The sequence below is a fragment of the Bittarella massiliensis (ex Durand et al. 2017) genome (assembly GCF_009876955.1).
Classification (GTDB): Bacteria; Bacillota; Clostridia; order Oscillospirales; family Ruminococcaceae; genus Bittarella; species Bittarella massiliensis.
Map to the genome: position 1 here is coordinate 1 of NZ_WWVY01000022.1, position 12,899 is coordinate 12,899.

Consider the following 12,899-nt stretch of genomic DNA (forward strand, 5'->3'; position numbering starts at 1 on the left):
TCCCTGCTGACTCCAGAGGAACGTGCGCTGATCCAGGCGCTGTTCTTTGAGGAAAAGACAGAACGGCAATATGCAGACGAGCTTGGCGTGTACCGCAATGCTGTTCATGTTCGGAAAATGAAGGTCCTTAAAAAGTTGAAGCTCTTATTGGAGGGCTAAATTAAACCAAATGAGGAACCTCTTGCTTTGATAACGCAAGAGGTTCCTTTTATATCGTTTATACTTATTTTTCATATTCTTATTTAGGCGTTCATGTTTCTTGGCTTGTATTCTTCGAAAGAGCGAAGTATAATAGGTGCTGGAGGTATGTGCAATGGATTATATGACTTTAAGAGAAGCCGGCGAGAAATGGGGAATTTCTCCACGGCAGATCAATTATTATTGCTCCGAGGGACGCATTCCGGGAGCTGAAAAAATGGGAACGGTTTGGCTAATCCCCAAAGATGCAAAAAAGCCGGTGGACGGCAGGACAAAGCAAGGGAGGGCATTGAAACATGAATAGTGTTTTGATTATAGACGATGATAAGGAGCTTTGTGCCTTGATGAAGAAATGCGTGGAACAGGAAAATTTGTCTGCGGTGGTGGCGCATGGCGGTTTAGAGGGCTTGCGGCTGCTGGAAGAAAACAAAGACACCTGTTCCCTGATTATTCTGGATGTGATGATGCCGGATATGGACGGCTTTCAGGTATTACAGAAAATTCGGGAGAAGAATAATGTGCCGGTGCTGATGCTGACCGCCAAAAGCGATGAGGAAGATAAAGTTTCTGGCCTGCGGCTGGGGGCGGACGATTACCTGACAAAACCTTTCAGCATTAACGAGCTGATGGCTCGCGTCAATTCCCTGATCCGGCGCTATACCACCTTAAATCCCGTGGCCGGGAACGAGGCCGCTACTATGCTGCTGAAAGATATGGTGATTGATAAAGTCAATCGGACGGTGACAGTTCAAAATCTCCCGGTAGAGCTGACCGGCAAGGAATTTGACCTGCTTCTGTTTCTGGCGTCCAACAAAGGCCGGGTGTTTACCAAGAAGCAGATTTACACGCAGGTATGGGCGGAGGAATATGCCTTTGACGACAGCAACATCATGTCTTTTATCAGCAAACTGCGGAAGAAAATCGAGCCAAATCCAGAACAGCCGTTTTATATCCAGACTGTCCGGGGTGTGGGGTATCGGTTCAATAAGGAGGCATGAGCATGGAGATGAACCTTTATCTGCTGCTGGCCTTATTGATTGCCCTGCTGGTGATTGCTTACCTTTTGGCAAAACTTCACCGCGTCCGGGGCCAGCTTTCCCTTATTAAAGATGCCCTGACGGATATAAAGAACGGGAACCTGAACCGCCGTGTACTGGCGCGGAAAAGCGACCTGACGAAGCAGATCTGTTATGACATCAACGAGATCGCCATGAGCAGCCAATCCCGGCTTATCCAGCAAAAACAATCCGAGCAGGCTTATAAGCGGCTTATGACAAGCCTTTCCCATGATGTGAAAACCCCTCTTGCCTCTCTGGTAGGCTATTTGGAGGCCGTGGAAAGCAAGATGGTAACAGGAGCCGAGCAGGAAGAATATATTCGTGTGGCTACGGAAAAAGCCCATCATCTGAAAGACTTTGTGACCGCCCTGTTTGAATGGGTGAAGCTGGATGCCGGGGAGCAGATTTTTCATTTTGAAGTCTGCGACCTGAACGAGCTTTCCCGCAACATTATGGCTGACTGGGTGCCGTTACTGGAAAACCACGACCTTACCTACGAGATAGAGATACCTGAAACAGAATACATGACAAGGGTTGACCCCACCGCCTACACCCGTATTCTCAATAACCTGCTGCAAAATATCCTGACGCACAGCGACGCAAGGCAAGTGTCCCTGACCATAACCGAAACGGAGCAGCAGGCAAAAATCATGTTAGCCGATAACGGGAAAGGGATTTCCGCCGCTGATCTTCCCCATATCTTTGAACGGATGTATCAATGCGACCATTCCCGGTCTGCCAAAGGGAACGGGCTGGGCCTCTCCATTGCTAAGGAACTGGTGAGCGTCCATAAAGGAACCATCACGGCAACCAGTGTCCCCGGAGCTGGTACAACCTTTACCATCATACTTCCGAAAGCCCTGTGACCGCGCAGGGCTTTCTTGCGTTCAAAGCAAGGTTAAAACAAGATTTCGGCAAGGTTATGGCAAGGTTCGTCCCTTATAATAGGAACCATGAAAGGAGGAAACCGCATGACGATCATTGCAACTGAAATCCAGAAATGGAAGCGGAATAAGATTGTCTGGTGTATTTTGGCCCTGACGCTGCTGTTTGGGGCGTTTGCGATTGAGCGGGCTTGCAGCATTGCAAGGAGCAGCCCCTACATGGATAGCTTTGGCGACCTCTATACACTGGCGTTTAAGAACCTGTCCAGCCTGTTCCTGCCGATTGTGCTGGGAATGTTCGCCACAACCTTATTTTTTGACGAACACAAGAACGATACGCTGAAAGAACTGCTCATCATTCCTATCACAAAAGCGCAGCTATACTTTTCAAAAGTCGCTGTGGTGATCCTGATGTCTGTGGGGCTGTGCCTGATTACCTTTCTTTTATGTGTTGTCGGCGGGCTGATTGCCGGGGGCTTTCCCGACCTGAACGCCCAAACACTGATGGATGCTGGCCTGTTGTATCTGACGGGCGGGCTTCTGATCCCCATAGCCATGCTTCCGATTGTGTTTCTTGCCACGCTGTCAAAAGGATATATTCTGCCGATTGGCGCGACGCTGCTTTATCTGGTTCCCGTAGTCATTGCCCCTGCCTATCTTACGGGAATACACCCGCTGGCAAGCGTGATGGGGATTTATCCCCATATTTCCGAAGCAGCCGCCGCTATGGTAGAAAGCCTGATGCAAGGCGTTTTGCCCCATACTTCGCCGCTTGTTTGTGCCGGTTCTCTGCTCCTGATCGGTGCAGCATTTGCCGTCGCATCCGTTGTGGCTCTAAAAAAGCAATCTTACTGAAAGGAAAGACCTATGAAACGATTGATTAGTTTATTCCTCTGTGTTCTGTTCGCTTTTTCGCTTTGCGCCTGCCAGCAGGCCGCCCCATCTTCCAGCGAGGCTCCCGACCAACAGGCTATTACAGAGGAAGCTACCGAATACTTTAACCAGATGATGGATGGAGATTTTGAAACTTTCTTCAATGCGCTGCCGCAGGGCGTACAAGACAACACTTCTGCGGAGGCAATACAGGAAACATGGAAGGAAGAAGCCGATAAGCTGGGCGGGCTGCCGGAGAACGCTTCCCCGGAGGTGTCCTGCTATGTGCCGGAACACTCCGACCAAATCCGTGTTGAGTTTGTCATTCCCTGTGAAAAGGGCGATTTCAAAGTATTTATCAACTACTCCCCGGATGGCAGCCTTTACAACTATGTCATTTGGAAAAATGAAGCAGAATAAGAAAGAGAGGCATATTTATGAGTGACTTTGTGATTGAAACCAAAAAGCTGACGAAGATTTACGGCGAGCAAACCGCCGTCAGCTCTGTGGATATTCATGTGAAGCCGGGCCGGATTTACGGGCTTTTGGGCCGGAATGGAGCCGGTAAAACCACCATTATGAAAATGATTTTGGGCCTTACTCCAATCACTTCCGGCGAAGTGGATGTATTCGGCCAGAACATCAAAGGCCATGAGAAGCGCATTTATCCCCGCATTGGGGCCATCATCGAAACCCCCGGCTTTTACCCCAACCTGACCGGCACAGAAAATCTTGAAATCTTTGCGAAGCTGCGCGGGACGCCCCGGCCCAACGCCGTCAAGAACGCACTGGAAGTCGTGGGGCTTCCTTACCGGGACAAAAAGCTGTTCAGCAAATATTCTCTCGGTATGAAACAGCGCCTCGGCATTGCCAACGCCATCCTGCATGACCCGGAGCTTTTGATCCTCGACGAACCGACCAACGGGCTTGATCCCATCGGCATTGCCGAAGTGCGGAACTTTATCAAGGATTTAAGCGTGGATCGCGGCAAAACCATTCTGATTTCCAGCCACATTCTTTCTGAAATTGCGCTTCTGGCAGACGATATTGGAATTATCGACCACGGCGTACTGCTGGAAGAAAGCAGCATGGAGGATTTGGAAAAGAAAAATCGGAAATACATTCAGCTTCAGGTGTCGGATGTCCCCAAAGCCTCTCTGATTTTGGAACGGCAGTTCCATGTGATGGATTATGCGGTGCAGGACGAACATAACCTGCGACTCTATGACACCGCACTGGATATGGCGGCAATCAACAAGGCCCTTGTGGTGCAGGATGTGGCTGTTATCAGCTCCCAAATCTGCAATGATACCCTTGAGGACTATTTCAAGCAGATTACGGGGGGAGAGGGCATTGCTTAAACTGATACAGGTTGAATTTCTAAAGCTGCGCCGGAGAACATTTATCTGGCTCATGCTGCTGGCAGCTCTGTTTATGCCGCTGGCCGCCGTGTTCTACTTCGCAAGTGTTAAGGGAACCGGCGTGGAACCCATCGAGTTTTACAAATGGACGGCGTTCAGCTATACCCCGTGGATTATCCTGCCGGTGGTGCTGGGGATGCTGTGTACCATGCTGATGTATAACGAAAACCAATATGATATGCTCAAACAGCTCTGGATTGTGCCGGTCAATAAGATGGCGTACTTTTTCAGCAAATTTGCTGTGGTGCTGGTGTACTCGGTCTGCTTCATGCTGATTACCGCAGCCGCGTCCATCCTTACCGGCGTCCTGCCCGGCTATATTGCTTTTGACACCGGGAGCGTCCTTTATCTTCTGCGGAAGTGTATGGAAATCTCTCTGCTGACCGCCTTTGCGGTGCTGCCAATACTGGCGGCTGCCGCAGCGCAGAAGGGGTATATTCTTCCCGTCTGCCTGACGCTGGTTTATACATTCCTCGGCTTTATCCTCTTGATGGTGAATATGTACCTGCATCCGCTGTCCAGCATGACCGCCATTGTTATGCGGGATATTCCGGGTGTCGTAATTACCCAGCCACTCAACATTCCGGGGGCGTTCCTCTGCATAGGCGTGTGGGGCGTTGCTTCTGTCCTGCTGGCTGGGGCTGCTTTGAAAAAGAGAAAGTGAGGTGCATTTGAAATGGAGCTTTTACTTTGGGCGGAGCGCCGGAAACTCCGCCGTTCTAAAATCTTGTGGATTGCCGGTTTTGCAACGGTCATGGTGGCGTTGATTGTCTTTGCACAGGGTCAGTTCACGTTCTATGAAAGCCGCTATATTGACGGTGCCGGATGGTTTATGACAGCGGCCCAATCCCTTGCCACCTTTTATGTGTTGCCTGCGGTCATTGCCCTGCTGGGCAGCTATATGATCTGCCGGGAGGAACAGGAGGACACCCTAAAATCCCTGCGGCTCATTCCCGTGGATGAAGTGAAGCTGACGCTTACCAAAATGGTGCTGGCCCTTGTGTTCAGCGTCCTGATCTATCTTCTGCTTTTTGCTATTACCTTTCTCATTGAGGCTGTTTTACACTTTGAAGCTCTATCCATTGGCCTTGTTTTGGGAAACTTGAAAACATATCTTCTGGACGGGATCGGCGTGTTTTTTGCCATTTCTCCGATTATCGCTTTGGTGGCCCGGATGAAGAAGGGTTACTGGCTGGCGCTGGTATTTGCTGAAATTTATTCGTTCGCCGGGCTGTTCGCAAGTATGTCCAACCAGCTAAAGACAGTATATCCCATGACAGCCGTTTTCAATATCTCCGGCTATTACGATGCAAGCATAACCCAGGTTTTCATCGGTGTTGTGGTTCTGCTGGCCTGTGCTGTTCTGGCGCTGTTCATTCTGAAAGGGCTGAACAGGAAAGCAAAATAATTCTGATTTTCTAACCACCAATCAGATAAGAACATAATAAGGAGCTGATAGAAGGGGGAAGTTAATGAGAAAATTGCTTGTCATAGACGACAATTTGGGTTTTTTAGGTTTTTTGACCTCTGCTTTAGAAAAATATTTTGAGGTTTATACAGCAACAGGGGTAAAAGATGCGTTGCGATTGCTGGAACATCAAAAAGTCGAAGCAATCTGTTCTGATTATAATATGCGGGATGGCACAGGACTGGATTTGCTCGAAGAAATTCGTCAAAAAGGGATCACTGTCCCTTTCCTGCTTATGTCTGGCGACGATGATTTCCTGATTGAACAACAGACAAAATTTTATGGCGGCGTTTTCTGCTGCAAAACCGACTGTGATTTCATTGCGAAAGTAAAGGCATTAGTAAATCCTGAACCTAAAACATAATATTTTCATTATCTGCCGGACGATGGCAAAAGAAAAAAAGCCGTCGTGCAGCAGACTTATTGACACGCCCATATTACTTTTTCGGCGGCTTTGAGAAAATCAAGGCCGCCGTTCTTTATGCCCTCATACTGACGACGCCCTGACGCTGGCGGGATCGGCGGCTTACGGAGGGAGCCGCCATGGAGGAAAAAGCGTTTCGACATAATGCGACAGAGCGCAGGCTGTCAAAAAATCGCTTGCTGTTCACCGTGGCTTTACGCCTTTCATACTGAACCATCATGCCATGATTTACACGAACTAAAAGGAAACGCACTTGCTGTTGGGGCTGTTGTCCCATTCTGCAGGTGCGTTTTTCAATATAGAGGAACCCCATTCCCACGTTGTAGGGGGCCGCCCGACCAGTCTGAATTTCTCGCAATTCAGACTGATCGGAGGTAAAACAGCGTGGACGCTGATAAAAAAAGAATATGGATTCGCGGCCAATATGTTGAGGTTACGGATGAAGTGTACCGGGCCTACATGCAGGGCGACCGGAAAATGCGCTATTTTGAGAACGATTTGAAAACCGAGCGGTTCGTTCTCGGAGAGGAGGGCCAAGTGGTGCAGATCATCCCCAGCCGCGAAGATTCTTTGGACCTGCTGGTGGATGAAAATGCCCAGCAATTCTCCGATGAGCAGGAAAGCGTGGAGAGCGTAGTGCTTCACAAGCTGGAAGTGGACAGGCTACATACTGCGCTTTCCCTGCTGACTCCAGAAGAACGTGCGCTGATCCAGGCGCTGTTCTTTGAGGAAAAGACGGAACGGCAATATGCAGACGAGCTTGGCGTATTCCGCAATGCTGTTCATGTTCGGAAAATGAAGGTCCTCAAAAAACTTAAAAAATTTTTGGAATAATCGTTGTGCAACCTCTCACCCTCAACGGCAAATAGGGTGAGAGGTTCTTTTTATGGCCTCACGGCACCTTGAAAACTGCATACCCATTCATCAAGCACATTCCCGCTGCTTTGGCGAAAGCCAAAGCCCAGGTAGCGGCTGCGCGGCGATCTGCCGGGAGAAAACAACGAGACACCACCGCAAAAAGAAATTGTAGGTCTTTGGTTTGTTCTTCCCGGCAAGGAGCGAGAAACAGCAGGCTGCCAGTACCGGGCGGCTCCCGGTACGGCCATGACCAGCAGCGGAGCGATACTCCCGTCCAGCCTAACGTCCGAGCGTTGAAGCGGTTTGCCACCGTGATCCGTCGCAGGCAATGGGGGCGGTTGCGTGAGAACCACGCGAGGGGTGAGATTCCCCGTGGAGCTGGTGAGCTGCCAGCCGTTTGATGACTTCCCGCAGTGTTCCGGGGTGTCGAGGACAAATAGGAACGCTTTGAAATATGAGCCGTACAGCAGGACGGGCCAATGAAAACAAGAGGATTGTTTTATCTCTCCCCGGCCTTCATTCTGTTCTGCTGTCCGGTTCTACATAGGCGGCAGCAGCCGCCTGCATTTCAAAGGGAGGTCATAAGCATGAACAGAACATATCATCGCGGCGATATGTACTATGCCGATTTGGGCCGGGGAATCGGCTCCGAGCAGGAAGGTTATCGCCCGGTCCTGATTATTCAGAATGATACTGGAAACAAGCACAGCCCCACGGTCATTGTGGCAGCCATATCCAGCAAAGTGGACGCCAAGGCCAAGCTGCCTACCCATTACCTTCTCAAAGCAGAGAACGGCCTGGAGCTGCCTTCTCTGGTGCTGATGGAGCAGCTCCGCACCATTGATAAAAGGCGGCTGGAAACGTACATCGGACATCTGGAGGAACAGCATATTCGCCGGCTCAACCGCGCCCTGGCTGTCAGCGTGGGATTGATCGAAGAAACACCCCCAAATTTAATCATGTGCCTTTGTCCGGCCTGTGCCAACAACTTCTACGGCACAGGCTCTTATTATTTGCGCAGGGTTCACCCTGGCCGGGTGGAAAAGGACATCTGCACTTACTGCGGCCAGCGGCCCGGTTTTGACTATGAAGTGGTAAAAAAGAAGGAAAGGAAGTGAAGATTGGATATGGAAAAGCTGATTACTCGTAAGGAGGCAGCAAAACTGTTAGGAATCAGCCTTGCCACCTTGGATGAAGCCAGAAACAGCGGTTTGATTTCCTATATTCAGTATGTGCCGAATGGATGCGTATATTTCACTTCTGCCTACCTTCAGGAATATGTCGCTAAATGCACCTATCGGGCAAAACCTGTGGAAAAGAAAGCGACCTACCGAAATGTGCGAGGAAACAAATCGCACCTTTGAGCAAATCGTGCGGTTTTGGTAAAACAAAGATACAACACTGATTGCATTTGGAGGTAGAAAAATGGCAGCAAAAAGAAAACGAATTCCCAGGTACAGCAAAGTCCAGATAAATGGGCATGAGTATTACAAAACAGATATTGAGGACGCAGATGGCAAACGGGTGATTCTTTACGGAAAAACCCGCGAGGAAGTTTACGACAAGGAAATGGCGGCTCTTGAGCAAATCGATAACGCCACATTCCGGCGTAAATCCCCCACGGTTGCCGAGTATTGTGAAAAGTGGCTTCTGATGCAGTCTGTCCATATCCGTGCCACCACATTGATCGATTATACATCCAAGGTGCGGCGGCATATTATCAAGGAGCTGGGTGAGAAACGAATGGCCGATGTAACCCTGGATGACATCCAGGTTGCCCTTGTGCCAGTCTCTAAAAAGTCGGCTTCAGTTTATAAGTCCGTGGTAATCCTCTACAAGTCTATTTTCCGGGCGGCCAAGGAGAGCCATGTGATTGATACAAACCCGACGATATACCTTGAGGCAAAAGGCGGAGGCGTTCCGCAGGAGGAGCGGCAGGCTTTGACGGATGAACAGGTAGAACGGCTTTTGGACGCCATTCGCGGGTTGCCGCCCTATGTATTTGTGATGATTGGTCTGTATGCTGGGCTGCGGCGGGAAGAAATCCTTGCGCTGCAATGGGATTCGGTATATCTGGATACAGATGCGCCGTATTTGACGGTTCGGCGGGCGTGGCATACGGAACATAACAGGCCGGTCATTCTCACAGAGTTAAAAACGAAGGCTGCGGAGCGGAATATCCCTCTCCCGGATCGTTTGGCAGAGTGCTTGAGAGAGGCAAAGAAAAAATCGACATCAGACTATGTAATTGCTAACCAGGATGGGGAGCCGTTGTCTTATACGCAGTTTAAGCGGCTTTGGCAGTATATCGTGACACGGACAGCAAAACCGAGGATAGCCCGCAAACTTGTGGACGGGAAATATGTGAAGTATATGCTTTACCCGAAGCTGGGTGAAAAAGCACGGAACAACGGTCATGTGGTATATAGCCTGGATTTTGACGTTACGCCACACATGCTTCGTCATACCTACATCACAAATTTGATTCACGCTTCAGTAGACCCGAAAACAGTTCAATACTTGGCTGGCCATGAGAGCAGTAAGATCACGATGGACATTTATGCGAAGGTAAAGTACAACAAGCCGGAGCAACTGGCAGGAGTTTTAAGCGGAGCCTTTGCAGAATGGGATGGCGGTGAATACGAAGCGGCACAATAATTTGACGGAAAACGTACAAAGGGCGGGGAGTGTTCCCCGTCCTTTACGTTTTCCAGAATCGCACCTTTGATAGAGCCATGGTTTTTCAGTATAAAGAAGGTATCGGCGCTGAAATACATATTAAATAGAAAGGAACTGAAATCATGGCGAAAAAACAAGAAAATGTTCCCCGGTATGGCACTACCATGCGGAGGGGGATTCAATATTACAGGACTCGGATCACCGATGCCGATGGAAAGAGAGTGGACTTGTATGCTGAAACCTGCGAGGAACTCCAGCTAAAGGAGATGGAGGCCCGACGCCAGGTAGAGGAGGCGGTTTTCCGCAGAAAACATCCAACGGTGGCAGAGTATTGCGAGAAGTGGCTGCTCATGCAGTCGGCAAAGGTATCTTCCGGCACGTTGAGAGGATATACCCAGACCATGAACAACTATATTGTCAAGCCCTTGGGAGAAATGTATCTGTCAGATGTAACAGCAGACGATATTCGGCTTGCGATGATTCCATTGGCTTCAAAATCTGCTGGATTGTATAGTACGGTCAATATGCTCCTGAAATGTGTCTTTTATTCGGCAGAGCGAAGCCAACTACTTGACTATAATCCCTGTGAGGGACTTTCAGCCAAAGGAGGAAAACCGGGGAAAAAGAAAAATGCTTTGACGGATGAGCAAGTGAAGCTGCTTTTGGATACTGTCAAAGGACTTCCGCCCTACACATTTATAATGATCGCTTTATATTCCGGCCTGCGTCGTGAAGAAATTCTGGGACTGCAATGGGACTGCGTATTTCTGGATGTTCCTACGCCGTACATCTCTGTACGGAGGGCATGGCGCTCAGAACATAACAGGCCGGTGATTTCCACAACGCTGAAAACGAAGGCGGCCCGGAGAGATGTTCCCATTCCCAAATGCTTGGTTGCTTGTCTGCGCGAAGTCAAGGAAACAGCCGTATCTGAATATGTGATTGCAGACCGTACTGGGCAGCCACTTTCGTATTCGCAGTTCCAGCGAGTTTGGAAGTATGTAACCGTTCGCTCTACGAAACCCCATAACTATTATAAGTATGTAAATGGCCAGTGCATCAAATGCACCGTAACACCCACCCCTGGGGAACACCAGAAAAACAATCCTAAGTTGGTGTATGCCATTGACTTTGATGTGACCCCACATCAACTTCGCCACACCTATATTACTAACCTGCTGTACGCTGGCGTTGATCCAAAAACTGTCCAATATCTTGCTGGGCATGAAAACAGCAAAACAACGATGGACATTTACGCGCAGGTAAAGTATAATAAACCTGAAGAACTTGTAGGTGTGGTAAATGACGCCTTTCGACAATAGAATCAAAGTATCCTGTGTCCCCATTTTATGATTAAATAGTGGGGCAACATTTGAGGGCAGGGGCTAAAAAGCCCGGAATATCAAGGAAAATCGGACGAAAGAACGGTTAAATACGGCCTCAAAGCCGCCCGTCGCGCTCCCCAGTTCTCCAAGAGATAGTTTTTTCTCCGCTTTCGATCAGCACAGGCGAATTGCCTGTGCTGATTTTTTTGCGCCCTTTTGGCAGGGTGTATATGAATAAATATTCTATACTTATGAATGGCAAAATGGGCGGTAGAAATTTGAAAAACAAAATGTACTATAAATACGAAAATATCCTGTTAGGATAATTTGAGGGGGAGAAATAGAGGGACAGGTTTCCCAGGAGGCGGAAAAATCGTTCGACAGGAACCGGTCTGTTTTTTCTAAATGGCTTAACAATCGCATTTTTGCGCTAAATGTTACAAAATGGTTACAGCGAAAAACGGACCATGGCAGAGGAAACGAGAATGATTGGGGGGCTAAACGGGAATCCTTCCAGGTGAGGGGATTTTTCCTTCTGAAACGGCCCAAAGCCCGGTTTGACTGGGAAAATGGCCTTCGGGTATACTGAGACGTACTTTGGCAAAGGAAGCGATTTGCTTTGGTAAAGGAGAATCTATGATACAGAATGCACGAATGATTATAAAGCGGGTGGGGCAGAGCAGCCGGGCGCTGTTCTGCGCCAGCCTCCTATTGGCGCTGCTGATCGTCTCGACCTTGGTCACCGCCAAGACCGACGTGGTCCTGGTCTCGGACAGCAGCCGCACCACCGCCGTCCTCTGTGTGGGCAGTGCCCCCGAGTCGATCTTGCAAAAGCAGGGCATCTCGGTGGGGCCCGGCGACCTGGTGACTGCCAAGTCCCACGCCGCGGGGGGACTGCAGAAGATCACCATCCAGAGAGCATTCCCGGTGGCGGTACAGGCCGAGGGCGGTGAGACGGTGGTCTGGACCACCGCGTCCACCGTCCGCAGCGTGCTGGAAGCCGCCGGCATCCCCCTGGGGGAGGAGGACGTGGTCGCCCCCGCCCGGGGCGAGCTGGTGGAGGATGGAACGGTCATCTCCATCTCCCGGGTGACCTATGCCGAGGCCCAGCACACCGAAGAGGTGCCCTACGGCACCCAATACGAGGAGACCTCTCTCCTGGGGCCGGGGCGCACCCAGCTGCAGTCGGAGGGGCAAAACGGGGAGAAGTTGGTGACCACCCGCACCCGCCTGGTGGACGGGACGCCTGAGGGCGAGCCCCAGGTGGTGGCTGAGGAGATCACGGTGGAGCCGGTGGACGAGGTGGTGCTCAAGGGCAAGGAGCGGGCGATGGTCTCGACCCTGCGCTTTGGCGACGTGCCCATCGGCGACGACGGCATCCCCCTCTCCTACTCCCGGGTGATGAAGGGGGCCATCACCACCGGATACAGCGTCAAGCCCGGCCAGGGGACGGCCAGCGGGCGCAAACCGGTGCCCGGCATCGTCGCGGTGGACCCGTCCAAGATCCCCTATGGGACGCGGATGTACATCGTCTCCAGCGACGGCTCCTTTGTCTACGGGTACGCCGTTGCCGGGGAGACCGGTTCGGCCATGAAGGAGGGGCGGGTGGACTTCGACCTGCTCTACGCCACCTATGCCCAGAGCTGCGCCCACGGCAAGCGGGCGCTGGACGTCTACTTTTTGGACTGAGCAAAACAAATGACAGGGGGGG

Annotated in this window: 16 protein-coding genes; all 16 read left to right on the top strand. The window is 50.5% G+C overall.

The genetic code is table 11. The features are described from left to right. Positions 1-6: 6 nt before the first annotated feature. The 16 genes from GT748_RS14190 (at position 7) to GT748_RS14265 (ending at position 12,877) form a co-directional block, all read left to right on the top strand. Entirely contained in the window at positions 7-159 is a 153-nt protein-coding gene (locus GT748_RS14190; RefSeq protein ID WP_279237294.1) for a sigma factor-like helix-turn-helix DNA-binding protein, read from the top strand. A gap of 154 nt (positions 160-313) precedes the next feature. Next, positions 314-502: a helix-turn-helix domain-containing protein gene (locus tag GT748_RS14195; RefSeq protein WP_075877473.1), complete on the top strand. Its 189-nt coding sequence runs from the start codon at positions 314-316 to the stop codon at positions 500-502. Beyond that, positions 495-1,196: a response regulator transcription factor gene (locus GT748_RS14200; RefSeq protein ID WP_154259016.1), complete on the top strand. Its 702-nt coding sequence runs from the start codon at positions 495-497 to the stop codon at positions 1,194-1,196. The genes GT748_RS14195 and GT748_RS14200 overlap by 8 nt, the downstream gene beginning before the upstream one ends. Positions 1,197-1,198: 2 nt before the next feature. Continuing rightward, positions 1,199-2,122 (top strand): sensor histidine kinase, encoded by a 924-nt coding sequence (locus tag GT748_RS14205; RefSeq protein WP_154259014.1) that lies wholly within the window; start codon positions 1,199-1,201, stop codon positions 2,120-2,122. A gap of 105 nt (positions 2,123-2,227) precedes the next feature. Continuing rightward, on the top strand, positions 2,228-2,995 hold the full coding sequence (locus tag GT748_RS14210) for an ABC transporter permease (protein WP_154259012.1): 768 nt from the start codon (positions 2,228-2,230) through the stop codon (positions 2,993-2,995). Between the two features lie 12 nt (positions 2,996-3,007). Beyond that, positions 3,008-3,433, top strand: coding sequence for a DUF3887 domain-containing protein (locus tag GT748_RS14215; protein WP_075877469.1), 426 nt, complete (start codon positions 3,008-3,010; stop codon positions 3,431-3,433). Positions 3,434-3,450: 17 nt separating this feature from the next. Next, positions 3,451-4,374, top strand: a complete 924-nt coding sequence (locus tag GT748_RS14220; RefSeq protein ID WP_154259010.1) for an ABC transporter ATP-binding protein — start codon at positions 3,451-3,453, stop codon at positions 4,372-4,374. Then, complete coding sequence (locus GT748_RS14225) at positions 4,367-5,098, top strand: ABC transporter permease (protein WP_154259009.1); 732 nt, start codon at positions 4,367-4,369, stop codon at positions 5,096-5,098. Before GT748_RS14220 ends, GT748_RS14225 begins: the two co-directional genes overlap by 8 nt. 12 nt (positions 5,099-5,110) lie before the next feature. Continuing rightward, a complete protein-coding gene (locus GT748_RS14230) occupies positions 5,111-5,842 on the top strand; it encodes an ABC transporter permease (RefSeq protein ID WP_154259006.1) in 732 nt (243 codons plus the stop codon). Between the two features lie 64 nt (positions 5,843-5,906). Further along, positions 5,907-6,266 carry a response regulator gene (locus GT748_RS14235; RefSeq protein ID WP_075877466.1) on the top strand — a complete coding sequence of 120 codons (360 nt, stop codon included), beginning with the start codon at positions 5,907-5,909 and terminating at the stop codon, positions 6,264-6,266. 444 nt (positions 6,267-6,710) lie between these two features. Continuing rightward, positions 6,711-7,160 (top strand): sigma-70 family RNA polymerase sigma factor, encoded by a 450-nt coding sequence (locus GT748_RS14240; RefSeq protein WP_161213485.1) that lies wholly within the window; start codon positions 6,711-6,713, stop codon positions 7,158-7,160. A gap of 611 nt (positions 7,161-7,771) precedes the next feature. Next, positions 7,772-8,302 carry a type II toxin-antitoxin system PemK/MazF family toxin gene (locus GT748_RS14245; protein WP_154259004.1) on the top strand — a complete coding sequence of 177 codons (531 nt, stop codon included), beginning with the start codon at positions 7,772-7,774 and terminating at the stop codon, positions 8,300-8,302. 9 nt (positions 8,303-8,311) lie between these two features. After that, positions 8,312-8,548, top strand: coding sequence for a helix-turn-helix domain-containing protein (locus GT748_RS14250; protein WP_044933357.1), 237 nt, complete (start codon positions 8,312-8,314; stop codon positions 8,546-8,548). A 61-nt stretch (positions 8,549-8,609) separates the two neighbouring features. Then, a complete protein-coding gene (locus GT748_RS14255) occupies positions 8,610-9,842 on the top strand; it encodes a tyrosine-type recombinase/integrase (protein WP_154259002.1) in 1,233 nt (410 codons plus the stop codon). Positions 9,843-9,985: 143 nt separating this feature from the next. Next, positions 9,986-11,185: a tyrosine-type recombinase/integrase gene (locus tag GT748_RS14260; RefSeq protein WP_154259000.1), complete on the top strand. Its 1,200-nt coding sequence runs from the start codon at positions 9,986-9,988 to the stop codon at positions 11,183-11,185. A 639-nt stretch (positions 11,186-11,824) separates the two neighbouring features. Beyond that, positions 11,825-12,877: a 3D domain-containing protein gene (locus GT748_RS14265; RefSeq protein WP_081693062.1), complete on the top strand. Its 1,053-nt coding sequence runs from the start codon at positions 11,825-11,827 to the stop codon at positions 12,875-12,877. Positions 12,878-12,899 lie beyond the last annotated feature (22 nt).